The organism is Burkholderia puraquae (assembly GCF_002099195.1).
GTDB lineage: Bacteria > Pseudomonadota > Gammaproteobacteria > Burkholderiales > Burkholderiaceae > Burkholderia > Burkholderia puraquae.
This window is the reverse complement of the sequence record NZ_NBYX01000023.1, coordinates 69,450-91,454: the sequence shown is the minus strand read 5'-3', so window position 1 is coordinate 91,454 and position 22,005 is coordinate 69,450. Positions and strand designations below refer to the sequence as shown.

At 66.1% G+C, this 22,005-nt stretch carries 23 protein-coding genes and 2 pseudogenes; 5 read left to right on the top strand and 20 right to left on the bottom strand.

The window, feature by feature from the left end:
• The 3 genes and pseudogenes from glyA to B7G54_RS31455 all read right to left on the bottom strand — a co-directional run.
• A pseudogene (glyA, locus tag B7G54_RS31465) lies at window positions 1–442 on the bottom strand (serine hydroxymethyltransferase); the annotation flags it as partial.
• 243 nt (window positions 443–685) lie between these two features.
• Window positions 686–1,465, bottom strand: a complete 780-nt coding sequence (locus tag B7G54_RS31460) for an SDR family NAD(P)-dependent oxidoreductase (protein WP_085042686.1) — start codon at window positions 1,463–1,465, stop codon at window positions 686–688.
• Window positions 1,466–1,498: 33 nt separating this feature from the next.
• Window positions 1,499–2,746, bottom strand: a complete 1,248-nt coding sequence (locus B7G54_RS31455) for a D-arabinono-1,4-lactone oxidase (protein ID WP_085042685.1) — start codon at window positions 2,744–2,746, stop codon at window positions 1,499–1,501.
• A gap of 169 nt (window positions 2,747–2,915) precedes the next feature.
• Here B7G54_RS31455 and B7G54_RS31450 point away from each other — a divergent pair, with 169 nt between their 5' ends.
• Window positions 2,916–3,920 (top strand): helix-turn-helix domain-containing protein, encoded by a 1,005-nt coding sequence (locus B7G54_RS31450; RefSeq protein ID WP_085042684.1) that lies wholly within the window; start codon window positions 2,916–2,918, stop codon window positions 3,918–3,920.
• Between the two features lie 68 nt (window positions 3,921–3,988).
• On the opposite strand, the gene B7G54_RS31445 is transcribed toward B7G54_RS31450, so the two are convergent.
• Complete coding sequence (locus tag B7G54_RS31445; RefSeq protein WP_244289451.1) at window positions 3,989–4,381, bottom strand: 2-oxoglutarate dehydrogenase; 393 nt, start codon at window positions 4,379–4,381, stop codon at window positions 3,989–3,991.
• Between the two features lie 92 nt (window positions 4,382–4,473).
• Entirely contained in the window at window positions 4,474–6,321 is a 1,848-nt protein-coding gene (locus B7G54_RS31440; RefSeq protein ID WP_085042682.1) for a S10 family serine carboxypeptidase-like protein, read from the bottom strand.
• A 234-nt stretch (window positions 6,322–6,555) separates the two neighbouring features.
• Here B7G54_RS31440 and B7G54_RS31430 point away from each other — a divergent pair, with 234 nt between their 5' ends.
• Window positions 6,556–6,975, top strand: coding sequence for a hypothetical protein (locus tag B7G54_RS31430; RefSeq protein ID WP_175130435.1), 420 nt, complete (start codon window positions 6,556–6,558; stop codon window positions 6,973–6,975).
• Window positions 6,976–7,025: 50 nt separating this feature from the next.
• Here the strand turns inward: B7G54_RS31430 and B7G54_RS31425 are convergent, their stop codons facing one another.
• The 8 genes from B7G54_RS31425 to B7G54_RS31390 form a co-directional block, all read right to left on the bottom strand.
• Window positions 7,026–8,840 (bottom strand): ExeM/NucH family extracellular endonuclease, encoded by a 1,815-nt coding sequence (locus B7G54_RS31425; protein WP_085042680.1) that lies wholly within the window; start codon window positions 8,838–8,840, stop codon window positions 7,026–7,028.
• A gap of 220 nt (window positions 8,841–9,060) precedes the next feature.
• Entirely contained in the window at window positions 9,061–10,002 is a 942-nt protein-coding gene (locus tag B7G54_RS31420; RefSeq protein ID WP_085042678.1) for a copper resistance D family protein, read from the bottom strand.
• Window positions 9,999–10,379 (bottom strand): copper homeostasis periplasmic binding protein CopC, encoded by a 381-nt coding sequence (copC, locus tag B7G54_RS31415; protein ID WP_085042692.1) that lies wholly within the window; start codon window positions 10,377–10,379, stop codon window positions 9,999–10,001. Before copC ends, B7G54_RS31420 begins: the two co-directional genes overlap by 4 nt.
• 14 nt (window positions 10,380–10,393) lie before the next feature.
• A complete protein-coding gene (locus B7G54_RS31410) occupies window positions 10,394–10,741 on the bottom strand; it encodes a copper-binding protein (RefSeq protein ID WP_085042676.1) in 348 nt (115 codons plus the stop codon).
• A 67-nt stretch (window positions 10,742–10,808) separates the two neighbouring features.
• A complete protein-coding gene (locus tag B7G54_RS31405) occupies window positions 10,809–12,104 on the bottom strand; it encodes a multicopper oxidase family protein (RefSeq protein WP_085042675.1) in 1,296 nt (431 codons plus the stop codon).
• A 1-nt stretch (window position 12,105) separates the two neighbouring features.
• The gene (locus tag B7G54_RS31400; RefSeq protein ID WP_085042673.1) at window positions 12,106–13,602 is read right to left on the bottom strand and encodes a TolC family protein; all 1,497 of its coding nucleotides are present in this window, start codon (window positions 13,600–13,602) and stop codon (window positions 12,106–12,108) included.
• Complete coding sequence (locus B7G54_RS31395) at window positions 13,599–13,877, bottom strand: hypothetical protein (protein WP_085042671.1); 279 nt, start codon at window positions 13,875–13,877, stop codon at window positions 13,599–13,601. Before B7G54_RS31395 ends, B7G54_RS31400 begins: the two co-directional genes overlap by 4 nt.
• Before the next feature lie 90 nt (window positions 13,878–13,967).
• Window positions 13,968–14,324, bottom strand: a complete 357-nt coding sequence (locus B7G54_RS31390) for a hypothetical protein (protein WP_085042669.1) — start codon at window positions 14,322–14,324, stop codon at window positions 13,968–13,970.
• A 243-nt stretch (window positions 14,325–14,567) separates the two neighbouring features.
• On the opposite strand from B7G54_RS31390, the gene B7G54_RS31385 reads away from it, so the two are divergent.
• Window positions 14,568–15,239, top strand: a complete 672-nt coding sequence (locus B7G54_RS31385) for a heavy metal response regulator transcription factor (protein ID WP_085042667.1) — start codon at window positions 14,568–14,570, stop codon at window positions 15,237–15,239.
• Entirely contained in the window at window positions 15,236–16,645 is a 1,410-nt protein-coding gene (locus tag B7G54_RS31380) for a heavy metal sensor histidine kinase (RefSeq protein WP_085042665.1), read from the top strand. The genes B7G54_RS31385 and B7G54_RS31380 overlap by 4 nt, the downstream gene beginning before the upstream one ends.
• Window positions 16,646–16,664: 19 nt before the next feature.
• Here B7G54_RS31380 and B7G54_RS31375 read toward each other — a convergent pair whose 3' ends face one another.
• The 5 genes from B7G54_RS31375 to B7G54_RS39855 all read right to left on the bottom strand — a co-directional run bounded on the left by B7G54_RS31375 (window position 16,665) and on the right by B7G54_RS39855 (window position 20,136).
• Window positions 16,665–17,873 (bottom strand): MFS transporter, encoded by a 1,209-nt coding sequence (locus B7G54_RS31375; protein WP_085042664.1) that lies wholly within the window; start codon window positions 17,871–17,873, stop codon window positions 16,665–16,667.
• 103 nt (window positions 17,874–17,976) lie between these two features.
• Entirely contained in the window at window positions 17,977–18,162 is a 186-nt protein-coding gene (locus B7G54_RS31370; RefSeq protein ID WP_085042662.1) for a DUF1289 domain-containing protein, read from the bottom strand.
• 2 nt (window positions 18,163–18,164) lie between these two features.
• A complete protein-coding gene (dmeF, locus tag B7G54_RS31365) occupies window positions 18,165–19,184 on the bottom strand; it encodes a CDF family Co(II)/Ni(II) efflux transporter DmeF (RefSeq protein WP_085042660.1) in 1,020 nt (339 codons plus the stop codon).
• Between the two features lie 12 nt (window positions 19,185–19,196).
• Window positions 19,197–19,472, bottom strand: coding sequence for a metal/formaldehyde-sensitive transcriptional repressor (locus B7G54_RS31360; RefSeq protein WP_085042658.1), 276 nt, complete (start codon window positions 19,470–19,472; stop codon window positions 19,197–19,199).
• Window positions 19,473–19,929: 457 nt separating this feature from the next.
• Window positions 19,930–20,136 carry a hypothetical protein gene (locus B7G54_RS39855; RefSeq protein WP_244289450.1) on the bottom strand — a complete coding sequence of 69 codons (207 nt, stop codon included), beginning with the start codon at window positions 20,134–20,136 and terminating at the stop codon, window positions 19,930–19,932.
• A gap of 303 nt (window positions 20,137–20,439) precedes the next feature.
• Between B7G54_RS39855 and B7G54_RS31350 the strand changes: the two are divergent.
• Window positions 20,440–20,781: pseudogene (locus tag B7G54_RS31350) on the top strand (sodium:calcium antiporter); the annotation flags it as partial.
• An 81-nt stretch (window positions 20,782–20,862) separates the two neighbouring features.
• Here B7G54_RS31350 and arsH read toward each other — a convergent pair.
• On the bottom strand, window positions 20,863–21,600 hold the full coding sequence (gene arsH, locus B7G54_RS31345) for an arsenical resistance protein ArsH (protein WP_085042657.1): 738 nt from the start codon (window positions 21,598–21,600) through the stop codon (window positions 20,863–20,865).
• Window positions 21,578–22,000: an arsenate reductase (glutaredoxin) gene (gene arsC / locus B7G54_RS31340; protein ID WP_085042655.1), complete on the bottom strand. Its 423-nt coding sequence runs from the start codon at window positions 21,998–22,000 to the stop codon at window positions 21,578–21,580. Before arsC ends, arsH begins: the two co-directional genes overlap by 23 nt.
• Window positions 22,001–22,005 lie beyond the last annotated feature (5 nt).

Sequence of the window (22,005 nt, the reverse complement as noted above, 5' to 3'; positions counted from 1 at the left end):
GGCCGTAGCTCACCACATTGAACCACTTGCCCGACATGTTCACCGGCGAGCCGTGCGTCAGGTGGCCGCCGTGCGCGAGGCTCATGCCCATGATCGTGTCGCCCGGCTTGAGCATCGCGAAGAACACGCCCTGGTTCGCCTGCGAACCCGAGTTCGGCTGCACGTTCGCGGCTTCCGCGCCGAACAGCTGCTTCACGCGGTCGATCGCCAGCTGCTCGACGTCGTCCACGTATTCGCAGCCGCCGTAGTAGCGCTTGCCCGGATAGCCTTCCGCGTACTTGTTCGTGAGTTGCGAGCCCTGCGCGGCCATCACGGCCGGGCTCGTGTAGTTTTCCGACGCGATCAGCTCGATGTGATCTTCCTGGCGACGGTTTTCCTGCTCGATCGCTGCAAAAAGTTCCGGATCGACGTTGGCAACGGTGCTGGTAGTGCGATTGAACATGATGATTGATCAAAAGAGAGTGAATGAGTGACCGCGGAATGCCGGCTGCATGGTGGTTCGGCCTTCGCATTCCATCAGACGCGCCCTCGTTCAGATAGAAGGATTCCGACAATCCGCTAGGACACACCGCGCGCCGTGCAGGCAAAAAAAATCGAAGGGTCGCATCGCTGCGACACCTTCGACGGAACGGGCCGATCTGGCCGGCTTCGCGCCGGCCCTTCAGCTTCTTGCGAACATCAAAAATCAGACGGCGGAGAAACAGTTGTCGACGAACAGATGGGTGCCGTTGACGAAACTCGACTCGTCGGAAGCGAGGAACAGCGCGGCGGCCGCGACTTCCGACGGTTCGCACAAGCGGCCTTGCTGAACCGCGATCGCCGCCTCGGTCGCGTCGACGCCCATCGCCTGCAGGTCCCGGAGTTCGCGCATCCCGTGCGGCGTGCGGATGAACCCCGGCGCGAGCGCGTTGCAACGGATCCCGCGATCGCGATACTCGACCGCAATCGCCCGCGCGAACATGTGGCATGCGCCCTTGGTCGCGTCATACAGCACCTCGCCCGGCGTCGCGCACACCGCCGAAATCGACGACGTGCAGACGATGCTGCCACGCCCCTTCTCCAGCATCTGCGGCAGCACCGCTTTCGTCATCAGGAACATGCTCTTCACGTTCACGCCCATCAGCCAGTCCCATTCCGATTCCTCGATGTCGAGGAACGGTTTGACGATCAGCGTGCCCGCGTGATTGAACAGGATGTCCGCATTGCCGTACTGCTCCCGCGCGGCGCCCACGGCTTGCTGAACCTCCGCCTGCTTCGACACGTCGGCGCCGAGGCCAATCGCCTGCAGGCCCGCATCGCGCAGCCTGGACGCGAGCGCTTCGGCGGCGTCGCCGTCGCGATCGATGATCGCGACCTTCGCGCCCTGTGCGGCAAACAGTTCGGATGCCGCGCCACCGCAGCCGCCTGCGCCGCCGCTCACGATGGCGACCTTGCCGGCCAGGCGGCCGTCAATCCTGACATTCATAGGTCATTCTCCAGTCTGGTTCGTTCGGTCTGCTTAACTGAACAGCGTCCGCAAGTGATCGTTGAGGAAGTAGCCCTCGGGGTCCACGCTGCGGCGCAGCGCGCGGAACGCGTCGGCCTTGGGGAACCAGCGGTCCACGTCCTCGCGGTTTGTGAAATGCAGCTTGCCCCAATGCGGACGCGAGCCGTAGTCGCGCAGGATCGTGTCGACGTCCTTCAGGAACGGCCAGTAGTCGACGCCGTTCGGGCCGCCCGAGCATGAAATGGTGACGCTGTCCTGATGATTGAACGGGCTGATCCACGCCGGGTCGCCCTTCGTGAAGCGGTACTCGACCGGGAAAATGCAGTCGCGGTGTTTCGTGAGGATGAGATCGCGCACGCGGCGCAGCGCTTCCTTGCCGTGCTGCGCGGGCACCGCGTATTCGAGCTCGTGGAAGTTCGGCACGTAGTGGATCGCGTACACCTCGGAGCTGTAGGCAATCTTCTCGTGCTCGCCTTCGTGGAACGTGCGCGCGTCGGTGATATCCATCACCTTGATCTCGCATACGTCGTAGTCCTTCTTCGAGTTCGATACCTTCGCGGTGTCGGGCAGGCAGTAGAGATCGCGGCTGGCGGACGTCGGACACCAGAAGAAGCCGAAATGCCGGTGCTTCGCGGCCAGGTCGTCGTATTGCTCCATCAGCGCTTCGAAATCCTCGCGCCACACCCGGTCGTGCAGCCAGAACGCATCGGTCACCTGCAGCGTCATCTCCGACACCACGCCGAACATCCCGATGTTCACCTGCGTCGCATGCAGCAGGTCGAGGTCCTGCCGGTCGCTCACTGTCATGATCGAGCCATCCGGGCGCACGATGCGCATCCCGACGACCTGCGACGACAGGTTGCTCAGCGTCGTCCCCGTGCCGTGCGTGCCGGTGGCCAATGCGCCGGCGATCGCCTGCGAATCGATGTCGCCCTGGTTGACGAGCGACAGGCCGAGAGCCTTCAGGTGCCGCGTCACCGCATTGATCCTGGTGCCGGCCTTCACGGTCACGCGCTTGCGCGCTTCATCGACATCGACGATGCCCTGGTATTCCTGCAGCGACAGCAGCAGGCCGCTGGTGGCCACGATCGGCGTGAACGAGTGCCCCGACCCCGAGCACCGGACATGCTTGCCCTGCCGCGTCGCGGTGTGCACCAGTTCCGCGATCTCGGCCTCGCTGGTCGGCGACGCCAGGTGCGCGGCGACGCACGACTGATTGCCGACCCAGTTTCTCCAGAATCCGCCACGGGGAAGTTCCATCGATGTCGCTCCGGCGTTGTAGTCGTGTCAAAGGTAGGGCGTCGAAACGCTTTTCACTATCGGATTTCGGCAAGTTAGGGTTTTGACGAGGCAGCGCCGGGCGCGGCTTTTTGACCGGCGTGCCAAGCGGCTACAATGAATCGATCCGGCCAGCCCCTTCCCGCCCCCGATGACGCCGCCTGCCCACCCGAGCGATTTCTCCGGCGCCCCGCTGTTCGCGCGCACGGTCGCGTTCTGCGCGTTCACCGACGTGGAGGAACAGGCGCGCTCGTTCGACGGCTGGAACATGAACTACACGCAGATCTCGGGCGGGCGGTTTCACGGCTCGTCGTCGATCATGTCGCTGGGCGGCATCAAGCTGCTGGTCGAGGATCTCGACAAGGTCATCCTGCAACAAGGCGCCGTGCCGTCGGAGCGGATCGCCGTGGCCGTGCCGCTGGAGCTGGAAGGCTACGCGCGCCTGTGCGGCGAGAAGAGCGGGCGCGACAGCCTGCACGTGTTCTCGAGCCAGCCGCAATTCGAGTTCTACTCGCCCGACCGGCACGTGCTCGTGAATGTCGAGATCGAGCCCGGGAAGCTGTCGACGGAGACGATGCGCACGGTGGCCGCGTCGCTGCGCGCGCAAACCCATGCGCCGGTGATCCCGATGGCGGCCGGCGCGGCCGACCATCTGCGCGACCTGCTGCGCCAGACGCTGGCCGCCGCGGCAAAATGCACGCGCATCGACGACGTGGCGACGCAGGACAGGATCGAACTGCTCGAGCGCACCGTGCTGTACGCAATCTCGGAAGTGATGACGGCCGCCACGCCGGAGGCTGGGGCCCAGGCCGCGCGCCCGACGAAGTACTGGTCGCTGGTCAATGCGGTGCGGGAGCGGCTCCAGGACGCCTCGACCTGCCCGCTGTCGATCGCCGAACTGTGCGTGCAGCTCGGCATCAGCCGGCGGACCGCGCAGTATGCGTTCCACGATACGTTGAACCTGAACCCGATCGCCTACCTGCGGGCCGTGCGGCTGAATCACGTGCGCCGCGAGCTTCGGCTCGGCGACTCCGTGACGTCCGCCGCCACCAAATGGGGCTTCTGGCACCTGAGCAGTTTTGCGCAGGACTATCGCGCGATGTTCGGCGAACTGCCGTCGGCCACCGCGAAGCGCTACGCACGCCGGGCCCTCTAGCGCCTGACGTTCACCTTCCGGCGGCCGGTGCGAAGGATTCCGCACCGGCCGCCGCCCTGCCTGCTACGTCACTCGTCCTGCTGTTCCTGCTGCGCCTGCACCTGCCGCTGCTGGATGAACTGCCGCACATCGCTCATCGTCACGCGGCCGGTGTGCTTCGCATCGATCTCGTCGAAGTGCTTCGACACGAAGCCGAGACCGCTGCTCTGCGCCTGCGCCTTCGTCACGGCCGCGCCGTTGCTCAGCACCGTATTGGCGCCGAGCCGCGCGTCGACACGCCGCTGCGCCTGCTGCTGCAAGGTCGCGCCGGTCGACGGCAACACCGGCGCCGCTTTCGTGGCAGGAAAGAACGGGCCGTCGACACCGCGCCCGCCGTGCGGCAGCTTCACCGGCGCCACCGCCTGCGGCGGCAACGCATAGGCACTGCTCGTCACGGCACCGAGGACGATCAACGGAAACATACGCCGCATCAAATTGATTAGGGACATGATCACTCGCATTCAATGGATGAATAGAGGGTTCCTTTGACAAGGAGTCCGTCGCTCAGGGCCGCTCAGGGGGCTGCCGCCAGCGTCGTCGCGGCTGCCGCGCCCGGGACGCTGCCGGTCGGTACGCTGGGCGGGTTTTCATCCGGCCACGGCGGCGGCAGCGTGTGCAGCGTCAGCGCCGTCGGAATCCGCGCGCCCTTGTAGAACGTCTTCAGGTCCCGCTTCATCTGCGGGCGGGCGACGTCGTCCAGGTAGGTCATGTGGCCGCCCTGGAAGAAGTTCACCTGCAGCTTGGGATTCAGGCCCTTCACCGTCTGCAGCCGCGCGAGCTGCTTCTCGGTGTTGAAGAACGGCGTCGCGAGATCGTGGAAGCCGTTCTCCGCGAGCACGCGAAGCTTCGGGTTGAGCTGCAGCGCACCGAGCAGATCGGGGATCGTGTCGGGCATCGGCTGGCCGTCGTGCGTGAAGTCCCAGACGCCGATGATGTTGTCGTTCAGCGGCAGGTAGGTCGCGTTCGGTGCGGTGTAGCCGAGGTAGTCCGGCATCTGCGTCGCGAGCGCGTTAGTGAACGGCTGCGAAATCAGGATGTCGGACGGGTCGCCGTCGTTCTGCAAGCGCGGATCGGCGTTCGGCAACGACACGCGTCCGTCATACCGGCCGATCGTCGTGCCGGGCAGCAGGCTCGTGCCGAACGGATTCGCGTTGAAGTAGCCGCGCAGCGCCTGTTGCGTGAGGCTCGACGGGATCGACCACAGCCTGAGCGTCGCATCGCTCGGGAACACCGGCGTGCCGAGCGCATCCGGAATGCCGAGCTGGCTCAGCACCCACGACTGCGAGTACTTCTGCAGCTGGTTGTAGATCAGCGTCGTGAACAGTTCCGTCTGCAGTGCGTACAGATCCGGGCTCGCCGGTGCCGGCGAAACCTGGTTGAAGTACGCCGCGACCGCCGCGTAGCCGGGCAGGTAGCCGGCCACGGTATCGGTTTCGAGCAGCAGCCCCTCCGTCGACTGCGTGATCGCCACGGCTTCCACCGCATCCGCGAAGTAGTTCAGGATCGCCGACTGCAGCACGATGCCCGTCAGGTGCACGCCGGCCGATTCGAGCGCCAGCGCGAGCATGTCGGTACGCGGCGTGCCGTACGATTCGCCGTACAGGTAGATCGGCGACGTGCCGCGGCTGTTGACGTTCAGGTAGCGCTGGATGAAGTCGCGCATGATGTTCACGTCCGCATCGGAACCCCAGTACTTCTGGTTGGTGTTCGGCAATACGGCTTCCGACAGCCCGGTGCCGGGCGGGTCGATGAACACGAGGTCGGTGGTGTCGATCAGGCTCTCCGCATTGTCGACGAGCGGATAGTTCGGCCAGTTGCTGCCGAACAGCGGATCGGGCGTGGCCACGCGGGTCGGCGCGAACGAGCCGAGCCGCAGCCAGATCGACGACGAGCCGGGGCCGCCGTTATAGACGAACGTGACGGGGCGCGGCTTGCCGTTCGTGCTCGGCGCGGTGTACGCGACATACGACATCGATGCTTCCGCATTGCCGTTCGCGTCCTGCGCGGTCAGGTGGCCGGTGGTCGTCGTGTAGTTGACGGTCGTGCCGCCACTCTTCCACTGGTAATGCATGACGGCCGCTTTCTCGGACACCTGCGCGGGCGCGAGGCCGTCGGTCGCATTCAGCGAATACGCGACCGGGTCGACGTAAGGCTGGTTGGCCGGCGTCTGGCCGGCGGCTGCCTGTTGCGCGCCGGCCTGCTGGCCGGCGGTGGCCTGCGCGAGGCTCGATGCGCCGACGGACGACGAATCGTCGCCGCCGCATGCCGCGAGCGCCAAGGTCATGACGGTCAATGCACCTAGCCCGGCCAACCGGCCGTGACGGCCACGGCGGCTGCCGGTACAGCTCCTGTCTGGTTTCATCTCTGTCCTTTGGTTCGGATACCGCTTCACAAAGGCCGCCAACGCCTGCGAAACGCGCAGGCCGACCCGCCACTCGCGTTGCACGGTCGGCAGTCGGCGGTTGGGGATTGGACTTCTAAGAGACTGAACTTGATACAGACACAGCAAACTGCTGGCGAGAATGGTGCTCGGACGCCCCCTGCAGTCTGGACAACTTTTATATGACTAAAATTTACGACAACACAAAAATAGGCGGTGCTGCGCCGCGTTGTCAAAGATCATTCGGATATTAAAAATCCCGCAATGATGCGAAGGGCTGCCAGTGTCTGGCATTTGAAAGAAAATGGGATCATTCGCATAAGGTGCGCTTTATCGGCAATGCCGCGTCAAATATTTTACTTTTCACGCATGACGCAGAAGCCTTTCCCGCATTCGAGCAGCGACGGACAAGCCTTCGGATCGACAGGATTTTTCTTTCATTTTTATTATCCCGGCTCGATTAAGACCGAACGGCGGCATTCACGCATCGCATCAGGATTCGATTCACTTCAACCTTTCTTTAATCGTTATACCGGTGCGCACTGCATCATCCACAAAATACCGATTTCATTAATTCGAATCGCCTTTGGCGGAATTATTTACCCGGTATCCGGCCGGTATTTTCCGGGCGGATGACGACGTGCAGCACGGCCGCACGTCGTCGGTTGCCGCGCGCCGATCGGCGATTACTTCCCGCCGCCCGGCAGCGCGAAATCGATCAGCACCGGATCGTGATCCGACGAACGATACGCATCCGGCGCGTAGAACGTCTTCTGCTGCTCCGCCGATTTGTACGCGAGCGTGTACTGCAGCGCGAGCGGCTCGTCCGCGTTGATGTGCCATTCGTGCACGGCCTTCACGTGCGACGCGAGCGGCAGCGTCGCGAGCGCGTGATCGAGATAGCCGGCCTCGCCGTTGTACACGTAGCTGTACGCATTCGCGCCGATCCAGCGCGCGACGAGGTTGCGGTAGCCGCGCGATTCGAGCGTGCGGATCGGGTCTTCGTACGTGTAGCTGTTGAAGTCGCCGATCAGCAGCACGCCCTGGCCCGCGACGCCCGTCGGGTTGCCGGCGAGCCAGTCGGCCACCTTCGCCGCCGCGCGCGTGCGCGTCGGGTTCCAGCAGCCCTGGCCGTCGCCCTGGTCGAGATCGTCGTTCGTGGCGTCCGGGCAGTTCTTCGACTTCAGGTGGTTGACCGCGACCGTCAGCGACTGCTTGTTGCCGCCGGTCAGCCGGAACGACTGCGCGAGCGGCTGGCGGTTCTTGTCGTCGATCGCGAGCGTCGCCGCACGGCCGACCGGTTCGACCTTGCGGCTGTCGTAGATCATCGCGACCGTGATCGCATCGCCGCCGAGGCGCGACACGCCCGGATCGACGACGCGCCAGGTGTTGCCGAGCTTCGCCGCGAGCTGGCGCACCGCGCTCAGTTCGCCGTAGCCGTTGTTCTGGATTTCCATCAGGCCGATCACGTCGGCGTCGATCGACTTCAGCGCACTGACGATCTTCGCTTCCTGGCGCTGGAATTCCTGGAAGTTCTTCGCGCCGCGGTTGTTCGGATCGTCGAAGCCGCCGCCAAGGCCGTTGCCGTTGAAGTAGTTGAGGACGTTGAACGACGCGACGCGCAGGTTCGATTTCGGATCGCGCGCCGGTGCGTTGGTGCGCGGGTTCGTGCGTGCGTCGAATGCCGGCACGGCCGCGCCCGGCAGCGGCTGCACGCGCCATGCGCCGTAACGCACTTCGAGCACGCCTTCGACGTCGCGCACCGTATAGCCCGCGCGCAGCGTATTCGCGGCCGACAGGCCCGGCGCCGGATACGGCACGGTCGCAGGGTTCTGCTTGTTCGAGCCGTCGTCGAGGACCAGGCGGTTGCGTGCGTTCGCATCGATCTGCGTCTGCGCCTGCGCGGGCGGCACGACGCTCGTCGGCGTGCGCAGGCGGCCGTTGCTGAGCATCACGCTGCCGTAGCGGCCGAGCTCGTAGTTGTCGGTGACGTTCAGCGTCTGCGGCAGGCGCACCCGCATCCCTTCGTACGCGGCAAACGCGTTCGGGCTGTCGACCGGCAGCGTGAGCGTCGCGGGCGTGACGGCCTGGTTGTTCGCGCACACCGCGATCGCGCCCGACAGCGTGAGCTGCGTCTGCCCGTATTTCTCCTCGACCTTGCCCGTCACGTGCACGAGGTCGCCCGCTGTCGCACGCACTTTCGGTGCGTAGACGAACAGCCCTTCGGATACGCCCGGCTGGTTGCGGCGCTGCGCATCGGCCTGCTGGACGAAGAAGCCGCCGAAGCCGTCCGTGCCGCCGAAATCGGCGGTGACGACGGCTTCGATCGACACGTTCTGGCCGGCGAGCGGCGACGGCGCGCCCGGCCCCTGGATGTCGGCGATCGGCGTCGTGCTGCCGCCGCAGTTCGGGCTGACGGGTGCGGCGGTGGCGGCGAAAACCGGTGCAGCGAGCGCCGGGAGCAGCAATAGCGGGGGGATGAGGCGGATTGTCGAGCGCATGACGGGGAATCCCGGTTGTGAGGGTGGCGAAAGCTTAGCGGCGCTCAATGACAGTTTTTGGTAATGAAAAGACAGGCCGATGTAATTGTCGTTATCACGCTGCGATCGCCACCCACCTCGTCCGTGCCTGAAAAAGCGGGGAAATCGTCTGACGATAATCCGCCGTGCCCGTGACGATCGGCCCCGCGTGCCCTCCCTGCCGCGGCGCGACGGCGTCGCGCTACACCGTGCCCGGCAGCGCACTCGACACGAGCACGGCTGCGACCATCAGCACGCCGCCGAGCACGACCGCCTCGATCCGCAACACTGTGCCGAACCGCTTCAACGAGCCGGCCGGCATCGCGGCCGTCGGATCATTCAGCGCAGCCAGCAACTTCGGCATCCCAAAGAAACGGTTGTGTCCACCAAGCGCCGCCGCGACCAGCACGAGCGCCAACTTCATCAGCAGGATCTGCCCGTATGTCGACGCGAGCAGGTTGCCGGGCGTATCAACGCCGCGCCAGCCGTTGTACGTGCCGGTGGCGAACAGCACGATCAACGCGTAGGTCGATGCATCGGACAGCGACTGCACGAACGAGGCCCCCGTCGTGCGCTCGCTCGCGGGCATCGCGGCGAGCCGCGGCATCACGCCGAATGCCGTCACGAGCACGAGCCCGACCCATGCGCTGATCGCCAGCAGATGCAGCCAGTCGATCCACACCGGTACGCTGAACAGTCCGGCATCCACCGGATGCCCGCCGTTGCTGCGCGCGAGCGCGACGCAGGCAAGCGCGGCCCACATCGCGAACGGCAAGCGCGTATCGTTCGTGCGCCTGACGAACGACAGCACCACGACGACGAGCATGAACGCCGCACCGGCCAGCCACGCATGACCGAACCCGGTGCCCGCGAGCATCGCGCAGACAGCCGGCCCCGCGTCGAGCAACGACACCTCGCTCATCAGCGCGCAATGTGCCCAGAACGCGGTGAGGCTCGCGACCAGCGATACGATGGACGCGAGGCGCAGCGTCGCGACGAGCCGCCGCCCGATGCCGTGCTGCCACACCGACACACCACGCGCGAGCCAGTGGCTGCCGAGCAGCGCGCCGACGACGACGGCAAACCCGGCATTCTGGATCGCTACCGACACGAGCCGCAGGAGACCGACGAAGCCGTCGTTCACCCCTTCACCCTGAACGTATAGGTGCCCTTCGTGCGATGCGCGTCGGCCGTCATCGCCGCCCATTGCACCGTGTACGCACCGGGCGCGAGCTTCGGCATCGCGATGGTCATCACGCGCGGGTTCGCTGCATCGACCTTCGCCTTTTCCTGCGTGACGGCGTTGCCGTTCGCGTCCGACACCTTCACCGAGCTGAATGCCGGTTCGAGGTCTTCGTTGAAGGTCAGCCGCAACGTGTCGGGCGCCGTGTCGACGGTGCTGCCCGTCGCCGGTGCGGCGCTTTCCAGCTTGCCGTGTGCGGATGCCGCGACCGGCGCGGCCGCGAGGATCGCACCGGTCGCGACGATCGCGGCCAACTGCATGAGGTTCGTGATCTTCATGTTCACGCTCCGCGTCACGGCTTCTTCAGTTCGACGACGGTCAGCGCGCCGTCCACGTCTTCCGCGACGAAGTCGATCCTGTCGCCCGCCTTGACCTGCGACAGCATCGCCGGGTCCTTCACCTTGAACACCATCGTCATCGCGTCCATCCCGAGGTTCTCCAGCGGGCCGTGCTTGATCGTCAGCTTGCCGGCGGCCGTATCGACCTTGCGGATTTCACCGTGCGACATGCCCTGTTTCGCCGCGGCTTCCTGCTTCGCGCCGCCGCTCATGTCCATGCCGGCCATGTCGCCGGCCGCGTACGACGCGGCGGAAACCGCCAGCGCACATCCCATTGCCATCGAAACCAGTCCCTTCTTCATCGTGTCGACTCCCGTGTGAGTGAATGAAACCGGCGGCCGCATCGGTACGGCCGCCGCATGCTGCTGCTCAGCCTTCCGGCAGTTCGCCGGTGTATTCGTACGCGACGGTGCCCTTCGGATGCCGGAACCAGCCCGGATCGCGATAGTCGTTGCGGCCGAGCCCCTGCCGCACCTTGCAGACCGTGAACATGCCGCCCATCTCCAGCGGCCCGAACGGGCCCGTGCCCGTCATCATCGGCAGCGTGTTGTCGGGCAGCGGCATCTCCATGCCCCCCATCGCGCCGCCGGTGCTGCCCATCGCCATGTAGTCGGGCACCAGCTTGCCGATGCGCTGCGCGAGATCCTTCTGCGGCACGCCGATCAGGTTCGGCACCTGGTGGCCCATCGCATTCATCGTGTGATGCGACTTGTGGCAGTGGAACGCCCAGTCGCCCGGACGATCGGCGGTGAACTCGATCGCGCGCATCTGGCCCACCGCGACGTCGGCCGTCACTTCCGGCCAGCGCGCCGCCGGCGGAATCCAGCCGCCGTCGGTGCCCGCGACTTCGAAGCTGTAGCCGTGCAGGTGGATCGGATGGTTCGTCATCGTCAGGTTGCCGAACCGAATCCGCACGCGGTCGCCCGCGCGCACCGGCAGCGGATCGATGCCCGGGAACACACGCGAGTTGAACGTCCACATGTTGAAGTCCGTCATCTCGTTCACGCGCGGCGTGTAGCTGCCGGGATCGATGTCGTATGCGGCGAGCAGGAACACGAAGTCGCGATCGACCGGCATCGTGCCGCGGTCCTTCGGATGCACGATGAACATGCCCATCATCCCCATCGCCATCTGCACCATCTCGTCGGCGTGCGGGTGATACATGAACGTGCCGTGCGATTCGAGCTGGAACTCGTAGACGAAGGTCTTGCCCGGCGGGATATGCGGCTGCGTGAGGCCGCCGACGCCGTCCATCCCGTTCGGCAGCCGCAGCCCGTGCCAGTGGATCGTCGTGTGCTCCGGTAGCCGGTTGGTCACGAAGATGCGGACCTTGTCGCCTTCGACGGCCTCGATCGTCGGGCCCGGCGACTGGCCGTTGTAGCCCCACAGGTTCGCGTTCATGCCGGGCGCCATCTCGCGCACGACGGGCTCGGCCGTCAGGTGGAACTCCTTCCAGCCGTTCTTCATCCGCCACGGCAGCGTCCAGCCGTTCAGCGTCGCGACGGGCGTATACGGGCGGCCGTTTGGCGGCACGAGCGGCGGCTGCGTGGCGGTTTTCGCCATCGTGGGCGCTTCGGGCAGCGACGCGGCGCCGGCCTTGCTGACCATCGCGGCGCCCAGCAGCGCGGCGCCCGAGCCGCTGAGAAATTGTCGACGGGACACCATGTCAATGACCTTCCGGATGCGTTTGCGTCGCGGGCGCCGGTTGCGCCGCGGGAGTGGAAGCCGGCTGCGGCGCAGCGTCGGCGCTTGAAGCGGATTCGGGTGGGGCGGATTGCGACGTGCGCGGCACGGCGCCCGACGACGGCAGCCGGCCCCCGACCGCCATCTGCAGATCGGTTTCGGCGAGCCAGTAGTCCTTCAGCGCATCGATGTACCCGTTGACCGCGCCGACCTGTTCGCGCGCATCGGCCAGCAGCTCGAACACGCTCGCGAGCATCCCGTTGTAGTGCAGCAGCAGCTCGTCCGAGATCGTCTTGCGCAGCGGCACGACTTCGTCGCGATAGTGCGTCGCGACGTCGTAGCTGGTCACGTAGGCCGCATACGATTCGCGCACTTCGGAGCGCGCATCGATGGCCGTTTTCGCGAGCCGGTTCGCCGACTGCATGTAGACGGCCTCGGCCCGCGCGACCTTCGCGCCGCCCCAGTCGAACAGCGGAATCTCGACGCTGATCTCGTAGCCGTGCTCGTGCCCCTTGCCGGTCTCGTAGTTGTTCACGTAGCCGAGCTCGACCGCATTGACGAAGCGCGTCGCCTTGCTGAGGCCAAGCGACGACGCGACGCCCTGCGTCTGCAGCTTCGCGGCCTGGATGTCGAAGCGGTTGCTCATCGCGAAACGTTCGAGGTCGGGCAGGTTCGGCCGCGCTTTCGGCAAGTCGGGCAAGCGCTCGGGCAGCGCGTACTGCGTGCGCTCGCCCCACAGCCCCATCGCGCGCGTGAGCTTCTCGCGCGCAGCCACGGCCTGCTGGCGCGCCTTCGCGTGCTGCGCGACCGCATCGGCATGGAACGCCTGTTCGCGCGCGTAATCGAGGCGGCTGAAGTTGCCGGCCTGCCGCATGCGCTGCGCGAGTTCGGCGGCCGCACTCGCGGCGTCGCGCACCTGTTGCGCATAGTTCGCAGCCTGCTCGGCAGCGACGGCCTCGACGTATGCGCGGCGCGCATCGGCCGCGACCTTCAGCATCGCGTCGGCGGTTTCGAGCTTGGTCTGCTCGAAGCGGCGGCGTTCGATGTTCGTCGCGAGCGGCATCGTCAGCAGCGCGAACACGTTCGCCGAGAACGTGCGCCCGAGCGTCAGCTCGCCATCGCCGGCGCGGGTGCGGCTGAACGCGAAACGCGGGTTCGGCAGCCGGCCGGCCTGGACGAGATCGGCTTCCGACAACCCCAGTTCCGCGTATGAGGCCTGCAGGCCACGGTTGTTCAGCAGCGCGACCTGCACCGCGTCGTCCATCGACAACGGCCTGGCAAGCAGTTCCTTCGTGCGCTTGTCGACGGCTTCGCGGTCGGCGTCGGTCCTGACCACGACCGCGTCTTTCCCGATGCGTTCCGACGCCGCGGACGACACCGCGTCGAACCCGCCGTCCTTCGAAAACGTCGTGCAGCCCGCGAGGAAGGCGAGCACGGCCGCAACCGCACCGATCCTCGGCGATATCGCAAGCATCGTCATTGCGCGGCCCCCTCGTGCATCGAATGGGTACCGCCGCCGGTCGCGCGACCGGTCGCTCGTCCCTTCGCAGGCCGTTCCATCACGTCGCGGTTCAGCTGTTTCCAGCCCGGGCCTTCGTCGTCCCGATACGGCCGGTAGCCGTCGAATGCGGACCTCACGGTGACATCCGGCACCGACGCGCCGGCGTCCGCCGGATCGGGCAGCTGGGTTTGCGCAGGCGCGAGCGACGGCACGAGGGCCGCCGCGCCAAGCAGCGCCGCAGTAATCAATCGCATGAATGAATCTCGTCGTGAGTCGTCCGGCGGCATGGGCACCGCCGCCGGAGCGGATTGCAGAGCGCGGCCGGCCGGGGCCGCGGGCGGGATCTAGACGAGAGGCCCGCGCGGCGGCCTGTCGATGCCGCCGGTCAGGAACGACACCATCACGGCCGAGAGCGGAGGCGAGAGGATCGCGACGCGGACGTCCGCCGCGGCGGGTACCGCAGGCACACCCGACATGCCGGTGCCGAAGCAACAGGACACGCAGGCGGAACACGCCGGCGCATGCCGGGCGTGGCCGCCGTGGTCGCGATGGCCATCCTGCGCGACCGGCATCGTGTGCGCCGCATCTTCCGCGTGCGGCGCGACAACCCCTGCGCACGGCATCGAAACCGTCGCGAACGACTGGATCGGCAGGCTCAGCGCCAGCAGCACGACGACGACGAATTTGCGCCAGTACGACATGGATAGGGAATCAGGCAGGCAACGACCGGACGGGCCGGCGCACGCCGCGACGGCGCGATCCGGGGACAAGACGGCCGCAGCTTATCGCTGCCGCGGTGACGACGACATGGCCGAAAGATGACCGGCGTTTCATGACAATTCCGTCATCCGGCGATCATCCTTCGCGCACGCACAGCGCCGTAAGCTCACGCGTTACACTGACCGGCTGGAATCTCGGATGAATCACGGACAGCCTGCCTCACCATGCGGATACTGATAGTCGAAGACGAACCCAAGATGGCGTCGTACCTCCGGAAAGGGCTGATGGAGGCGAGCTACACGGTCGACGTCGCGGAAAACGGCAAGGACGGGCTGTTCCTCGCGCTGCACGAGGATTTCGATCTCGTCGTGCTCGACGTGATGCTGCCGGAAATGGATGGCTTCGAGGTGCTCCGGCGGCTGCGCGCGCAGAAGCAGACACCCGTGCTGCTGCTCACGGCGCGCGAGGCGATCGAGGACAAGGTCGCCGGGCTCGAACTGGGCGCCGACGACTACCTGCTCAAGCCATTCGCGTATGCCGAGTTCCTCGCACGCATCCGCTCGCTGCTGCGGCGCGCGCCGCGCAACGTGCGCGACATCCTGCACGTCGCCGATCTCGAAGTCGACCTGATCCGCCGCCGCGTGCGGCGCGCCGATACCCGCATCGACCTGACCGCGCAGGAATTCGCGCTGCTGCAGTTGCTCGCCGAGCGCGAGGGTGAAGTGCTGACGCGCACCTTCATCACGTCGCAGATCTGGGACATGAATTTCGACAGCGACACGAACGTCGTCGATGCGGCGATCAAGCGCCTGCGCGCGAAGATCGACAACGCGTACGACACGAAGCTGATTCACACGATCCGCGGGATGGGCTACGTGCTCGAGGATCGTTCGTGACGCGCGGCCCGGCCTCGTATTCGCTGCTGCAGCGCCTGACGCTCGCGTTCGCCGTTGTCGCCGCGCTCGTGTTCGCGCTGACCGGCGCGTACCTGTATCGCTCGCTGTCCGCCGAACTGACGCGGCGCGACGATATCGAGATCTCCGGCAAGCTCAACCAGTTCCTGCAGCTCGCGCACGCGAGCGGGTCGATCGCCGCGCTGCGTGCCGATCCGGCCGTGTTTCACGAGGTGCTGCTGTCGCACCCGGGCGTCTATCTCGGCATCTACGATGCGCAGAACCGCGCGCTCGTCGAGCATTCCGACGAAGCCGGCAACACGCTGGCGTCGGTGATCGCAGCGCCGCACCCGGCCAGTGCAACCGGTACCCCGTTCACGTGCGCGCCGCCCGGCATCGGCACGTCGCGCTGCGTGTATGCGCGTGCAACGCTGCCGTCCGGCGACGCGATCCAGGTCGCGCTCGCGCGCACGGCGACCGATCGCCAGTCGTTGCTCGAAAGCTATCGCGTCGACATCTGGCTCGCGGCCGCCGCGGGCGCGCTGCTGGTCGGCGCGCTCGGCTACGCGGTCGCGTCGCGCGGCCTGCGCCCGGTCGAGAGCCTCGGCCGGCAGACGTCGCGCATCGAGGCGCACAACCTGAACGCACGGCTCGACGCGCGCGGCGGCCCGGTCGAGCTGCGTGAACTCGCGACGTCGGTCAACCGGATGCTCGACCGCCTCGAACGCGCGTTCGTGCGGCTGTCGCAGTTCTCGTCCGATCTCGCGCACGACATGCGCACGCCGCTCGCCAACGTGATCAGCTCGTCGCAGGTCACGCTGTCGCGCGCGCGCACGACCGAGGAATACGAAGCGCTGATCGATTCGAACATCGAGGAATGCGAACGGTTGCAGCGGATGATCGAGAACATGCTGTTTCTCGCGCGCACCGACAATGCGCGGCAGCACCTGAAGACTGCCGAGCTCGACGCGGGCAGCGAGCTGCGCCGGCTCGCATCGTATTTCCAGGCGCTGGCCGACGAAGCCGGCGTGCGCATCGACGTGCACGGCGAAGCGCCGGTCGTCGCCGATGCAACACTGTTCCGGCGCGCGGTGAGCAACCTCGCGTCGAACGCGCTCGAACACGCGGAAGCCGCGTCGACGATCGAGCTCGCGGTTTCCGCACAAGCCGGTTATGCGGTCGTCGAAGTCACGAATCGCGGCGCCGCGATTCCGCCCGAACAGGTCGAACGGATCTTCGAGCGCTTCTACCGCATCGATTCGTCGCGGCACGGCGCGGCGCGCAACGCGGGGCTCGGGCTCGCGATCGTGAAATCGATCATGGAACTGCATCGCGGCAAGGTCGAGGTGGCCAGCCGCGACGGGCGCACGACGTTCGCGCTTTACTTTCCGCGCGGCACGGACAGTTAAGCCGCTCGCGGCCGTCCGGCTAGCGATCCTGCACGGCGCCGAACGAAGGTCGAACGCAGACGAGCAGCGCGATGGTCGCCGCACTGAACACGGCCCCAGCGTAGAACGTGGCCGCGGCGCCCACCCGATCCCACAGGACGCCGGCGACGACACTCGATACGAGCGTCACCGCACCGCTGAGCAGGTTGAATACGCCGAACGCCGTCCCTCTCAACCCGGCCGGCGCGACCTGCGCGACCATCGTCGCGAGCAGCCCCTGCGTCATCCCCATATGGAGCCCCCACAGCGCGACACCGACGAGTACGGCTCCCCAGTGCGTGCCGTGTGCAAGCACGATATCGGCGGCGATCAGCAGCACGAGCCCGGCCGCCATCAGCTTCGTGTGGCTCGTCGTGTCGGCGAGCTTGCCGAACGGGTAGGCCGACAATGCGTACACCACGTTCATCGCCACCATCACGAGCGGCACGAGCGCGACGGGCACGCCGCCGCCCATCGCGCGCAACACCAGAAACGCCTCGCTGAAGCGGGCCAGTGCGAACATGGCGCCCACGGCGACGACCCACCAATAGCGGGCGCCGAGCTGCGCGACGACATCGCGTCGGATCGGGTTGACGCGCGGCTCGCCCGACGCGTGCGCCGGCTCGTCGACACCGAACGCGAGCAGCGCCACGGCCAGCACGCCGGGGATCACGGCCAGCCAGAATGCGAGGCGGAAGTCGTCGTGCCACGTCAGCATGATGATGACGGCCAGCAGCGGCCCGAGGAATGCGCCCACCGTGTCGAGCGACTGCCGCAGCCCGTAGGCGGCGCCGCGCAGGTGGACCGGCGTGACGTCGGCCACCAGCGCATCGCGCGGCGCGCCGCGGATCCCCTTGCCGATCCGGTCGACGATTCGCGCCGTCACGACGACGCCGATCGTCGGCGCGATCGCGAACAGCGGCTTGCTGAGCGCGCCGAGCCCGTATCCGGCGACCGCGAGCCATTTGCGATTGCGCAGGTAGTCGCTCAGCGTGCCGGAGAACACCTTGACGACCGGCGACGTCGCCTCGGCGATCCCCTCGATGACGCCGATCGCGGTCGCGCTCGCGCCGAGCCCGGCCATCAGGAACATCGGCAACAGGCTGTGGATGATTTCCGACGATACGTCCATCAGCAGGCTGACACAGCCCAGCACCCAGACGCTGCGCGGAATCTGGCGAAGAATGCCGGTCGACGATTCGGTCTGCATGGGCTGCTCCCGGTTCAGGCTTCCTGACGCTGGATGCCGGTACCCGTCATCCTACCGCCGGCCCGCGACGAGATCGCACGTTCCGGTTGTCGCGCGCCCGCCTTCACTCCCCCGGCTCGCGCCGGATCTTCGCTTGCCGGCGCGTGCGGTCGTTCAGTATCTGGTGCCGGCGATGATCGGTCATCTTCTTCCAGTCGCGTGCCTCGTCGCGCGTGCGCAGGCAGCCCACGCAGAATCCGGTGCGACCGTCGAACGCGCACAGCTCGATACACGGCGATTTCACGGCCACGATCAGGCCGCCTTCGTCGGCGCCATCACTTCGACGGTCACGTGGGAAACGCCGTCGAAGCCCGCGACCAGCGCATGATAGAAACGCGCGTCGCGCGTCGCATCGGCGGTCTCGACCGACACGATCGCACTCATGTGGCCCGGGCCGACGCGCCACACGTGAAGGTCGTTGACCTTGTCGCCCAGCACCTCGATCGCATGGCGCACGCGCTCCGCCAGCTTGCGATCGACGTTGACGTCGAGCAGGATGCCGCCGGTATCGCGCATCAACCCGTACGACCAGTTCGCGATGACGAGTGCGCCGATGATGCCCGCGAGCGGATCCATCCACACCCAGTCGAAGGCGCGTGCGAGCAGCAGGCCGACGATGGCCAGCACCGACACGGCCGCGTCGGCGATCACATGAACATAGGCCGACCGGATGTTGTGGTCGCGATGGGCCGCCGCGCGCGAACCGTGATCGTGATGCGCGTGATGGTGATCGTCGTGGTCGTGGTCATCGTCGTGATCGTGGTCATGCCCGTGATGATGCCCGTGCCCATGGCCATGCCCGTGGTGATGTTCGCCGCTCAGCAGCCACACACTGGCGAGGTTTACCGCGAGCCCCAGCACGGCAATCGGAATCGCTTCGTCGAAGCGAATGGGAACGGGCGACAGAAGACGCGCAATCGCCTCGTAGCCGATCAGGATCGCGATCATCGCAAGCACGATCGCGCTCGTGAACCCGGCCAGGTCGCCCAGCTTGCCGGTGCCGAACACGAAGCGCGGATCGTCGGCATGCCTGCGCGCATAGGTATAGGCCAGCGCGGCGATCAGCATCGCGCCCGCGTGCGTCGACATGTGCAGCCCGTCGGCGACGAGCGCCAGCGACCCGAACATCGTGCCGCCGACGATCTCGGCCACCATCATCGCCGCGCACAGGCCGATGACCATCCACGTCTTCCGTTCGTTCCGCTCGTGCGCAGCGCCGAGGAAGATGTGGTCGTGCCCCGCGCCGAACGCGTCATCCGTGAAATTGCTCATGTTCCGCCCCGGTTACTTGAAATAGCTGTGCACCACGTCGATCAGCTGCTCGGTCGCGCTGCCTTCGTGCGCATCGGGCCCGTGCGCATCGACCAGATGCTCGCGAATGTGGTCTTCCAGCACGACGGCCAGCAGCCCGTTCATCGCGCCGCGGCAGCTCGTGATCAACTGCAGCACTTCGTTGCAGCCGCGCTCGTCCCCGAGCGCCCGCTCGATCGCTTCGACCTGGCCCTTGATACGGCGCACGCGGTTCAGCAGCTTCTGTTTTTCACGAACGGTATGACTCATCGATCACGGGCTCCTGTATAGGGAGGGGGAGTATATATCAGGGAGGCTTTCATATATAGGGGGAAGGGGTATTTTCCGTCGGCAGGTTTTCACCTCGGATACGCGTTTGACAGAGAGGGGCACTCCATCTGTTTCCGTACCGGCCCACATGTCTCGAGGGCCGTCCATCTACACCCACCCTATCCTTCGCACCGCGCGGGTTGCTGACGAACCCGCACTCGGACGCATTTCCGTAGACCATCGGGTTGAGGGGGAACGGGTCATGGATTGACGCGAGTTGTGCGCCTCCAGGGCTGTGAAGCGGGAGACGTTCACGCACTTCACGTCGGTGCTCAATGCCGATGGATCACCGTGGGTTCCTGCCCGCACCGGGTTGCTGGATCATGCGGGCGAGACAACATCAGGGGTTGTCACTGAATCCCTTGCGCAGGGACTGCGATGCGTTTCAGCGCTCGGATCAACGCAGCGAAATCGGAATTCTCGCCGCGACCCAATCCATCGTGGTAGGCGGCATCGAGATCGTCCGCGAGCTGTCGTACGCATCTGATGCGTCGAAATAGATCAGCTTGCGGTCGTGAATGTCGATCGGATCGTTTCCCGGCCGGCCGCCCCAAAAAACGAAAAATAGCCGGGTCGCGAGGGTCGACCCGTGCGCATCGGCCACGACGATTTTGACCTGCTCGTTTTGATCGGCAAAAAGGCCATTACTGCGGCGGCCACTGCCGCAGATGTTGACGATATAGGTTGTGCCATCGACCTGCTTGATGCCGCCGTTCAGTCACACGAAGATGGCCGCCAATCGTCCATCAATCCCGTCGCAGATTGTCATTCCATGCCCGTCGCTCAGCCATGGTTAGCCTGTCGGCCCTCGAAGGAGAACCGCAGCACGTCACCGGCGAGATGCGCGTGTCCTACAGCGGCGGGTTCCGCCGGGAGTTCGAGATGAAGGCTTGCCGAAAGCATTCCGCTCGGCGTGTCGGCACTGCTGCTGTCGCTGATCGTCGTGCCGATTGCGACGGAGTTGCCGGAGACGGTCAACAGCGTGCTGTGGATCCGCCGCAGCAACGACACGCTCGCGTTCGGCAACATCACCGGCGCGATGGTGTTCCAGGGCACGCTGCTGCCGGCGATCGGCATCATGCTGACGCCGTGGGAGCCGCGCCCCGAAGTGCTGACCGGCGTGATCATCACGCTCGCGGCGGCGGCGTGGCTGCGCTTCAATGCGCGCACGCGCGGCCTCGCGATCTGGGCGTTGCTGGCGAACGGCGCCGGTTATGCGGGATATCTGTTCCTGACGCTGGCCCGCTGACCTTGCTCAACGGACGCGCCGGGCACGATCCCGCTGCCCGGCGCGAACGAAGCCTCATCGCGCCTGCCGCCGGCCAGCGGCTCAGATGCGCGTCTGGTTCACACGCTGCGACAGTTGTTCGGCGCTTTCCTTGCGCTCGCTGTACCGGTCGGTCAGGTACGCGCCGACGTCGCGCGTCAGCAGCGTGAACTTGACCAGTTCCTCCATGACGTCGACGACGCGGTCGAAATACGCGGACGGCTTCATCCGGTCGTCGTCGCCGAATTCCATGAACGCCTTCGCGACGGAAGACTGGTTCGGAATGGTCAGCATGCGCATCCAGCGCCCGAGCACACGCATCTGGTTCACCGCGTTGAACGATTGCGATCCGCCGCTGACCTGCATGACCGCCAGCGTCTTGCCCTGCGTCGGCCGTACCGCGCCGACCGATAACGGAATCCAGTCGATCTGCGATTTCATCACGCCGGTCATCGCGCCGTGCCGTTCGGGCGAGCACCACACCATGCCCTCCGACCATTGCACGAGCTCGCGCAATTCGGCCACTTTCGGGTGATCGTCGGGCGCATCGTCAGGCAACGGCAGTCCGGCCGGATTGAAGATCCGGACGTCGGCACCCATCGCCGTCAGCAGCCGCGCCGCCTCCTCGACCAGCAGCCGGCTGAACGAACGCGTGCGCAACGACCCGTAGAGCAACACGATTCGAGGCGGATGCGTCGACGGCCGCGCGGGCTGCAGCCGGCTCGCGTCCGGCACGCGAAAAAGCGCGGCATCGAGTTGCGGCAGATCGTTCAGGCGGTCAGACACGCTTGCCCTCCGCATCGATCACGATTTCACCGTCTTCCTTCGCAAACGGCCCTTTCTGCGGATCGGGCAGGATATCGAGCACCAGCTCGGACGGGCGGCACAGCCGCGTGCCGAGCGGCGTGACGACGATCGGGCGATTGATCAGGATCGGGTGAGCGACCATGAAGCCGATCAGGTCGTCGTCGCTCCATGTGGGATTGTCGAGATCGAGCGCGTCATACGGTGTCCCCTTGCGCCGCAGTACGTCGCGCACGGGCACGCCCATCGCCGCGATCAGCGCGCGCAGTTCTTCCGGTCCCGGCGGCGTTTCCAGATAAAGCACGACGCGGGGCTCGACGCCGGTGTTGCGGATCATCGCCAGCGTGTTGCGCGACGTGCCGCAATCAGGGTTGTGATAGATCGTGATGTCGGTCATTTCCG

What these genes read in the sequence shown, in the direction of transcription:
- B7G54_RS31460 (WP_085042686.1), bottom strand. Translation starts at nt 1,465, where the DNA reads ATGAATGTCAGGATTGACGGCCGCCTGGCCGGCAAGGTCGCCATCGTG.
- B7G54_RS31455 (WP_085042685.1), bottom strand. Translation starts at nt 2,746, where the DNA reads ATGGAACTTCCCCGTGGCGGATTCTGGAGAAACTGGGTCGGCAATCAG.
- B7G54_RS31450 (WP_085042684.1), top strand. Translation starts at nt 2,916, where the DNA reads ATGACGCCGCCTGCCCACCCGAGCGATTTCTCCGGCGCCCCGCTGTTC.
- B7G54_RS31445 (WP_244289451.1), bottom strand. Translation starts at nt 4,381, where the DNA reads ATGTTTCCGTTGATCGTCCTCGGTGCCGTGACGAGCAGTGCCTATGCG.
- B7G54_RS31440 (WP_085042682.1), bottom strand. Translation starts at nt 6,321, where the DNA reads ATGAAACCAGACAGGAGCTGTACCGGCAGCCGCCGTGGCCGTCACGGC.
- B7G54_RS31425 (WP_085042680.1), bottom strand. Translation starts at nt 8,840, where the DNA reads ATGCGCTCGACAATCCGCCTCATCCCCCCGCTATTGCTGCTCCCGGCG.
- copC (WP_085042692.1), bottom strand. Translation starts at nt 10,379, where the DNA reads ATGAAGATCACGAACCTCATGCAGTTGGCCGCGATCGTCGCGACCGGT.
- B7G54_RS31410 (WP_085042676.1), bottom strand. Translation starts at nt 10,741, where the DNA reads ATGAAGAAGGGACTGGTTTCGATGGCAATGGGATGTGCGCTGGCGGTT.
- B7G54_RS31405 (WP_085042675.1), bottom strand. Translation starts at nt 12,104, where the DNA reads ATGGTGTCCCGTCGACAATTTCTCAGCGGCTCGGGCGCCGCGCTGCTG.
- B7G54_RS31400 (WP_085042673.1), bottom strand. Translation starts at nt 13,602, where the DNA reads ATGACGATGCTTGCGATATCGCCGAGGATCGGTGCGGTTGCGGCCGTG.
- B7G54_RS31395 (WP_085042671.1), bottom strand. Translation starts at nt 13,877, where the DNA reads ATGCGATTGATTACTGCGGCGCTGCTTGGCGCGGCGGCCCTCGTGCCG.
- B7G54_RS31390 (WP_085042669.1), bottom strand. Translation starts at nt 14,324, where the DNA reads ATGTCGTACTGGCGCAAATTCGTCGTCGTCGTGCTGCTGGCGCTGAGC.
- B7G54_RS31385 (WP_085042667.1), top strand. Translation starts at nt 14,568, where the DNA reads ATGCGGATACTGATAGTCGAAGACGAACCCAAGATGGCGTCGTACCTC.
- B7G54_RS31375 (WP_085042664.1), bottom strand. Translation starts at nt 17,873, where the DNA reads ATGCAGACCGAATCGTCGACCGGCATTCTTCGCCAGATTCCGCGCAGC.
- dmeF (WP_085042660.1), bottom strand. Translation starts at nt 19,184, where the DNA reads ATGAGCAATTTCACGGATGACGCGTTCGGCGCGGGGCACGACCACATC.
- B7G54_RS31360 (WP_085042658.1), bottom strand. Translation starts at nt 19,472, where the DNA reads ATGAGTCATACCGTTCGTGAAAAACAGAAGCTGCTGAACCGCGTGCGC.
- arsH (WP_085042657.1), bottom strand. Translation starts at nt 21,600, where the DNA reads ATGCGGAGGGCAAGCGTGTCTGACCGCCTGAACGATCTGCCGCAACTC.
- arsC (WP_085042655.1), bottom strand. Translation starts at nt 22,000, where the DNA reads ATGACCGACATCACGATCTATCACAACCCTGATTGCGGCACGTCGCGC.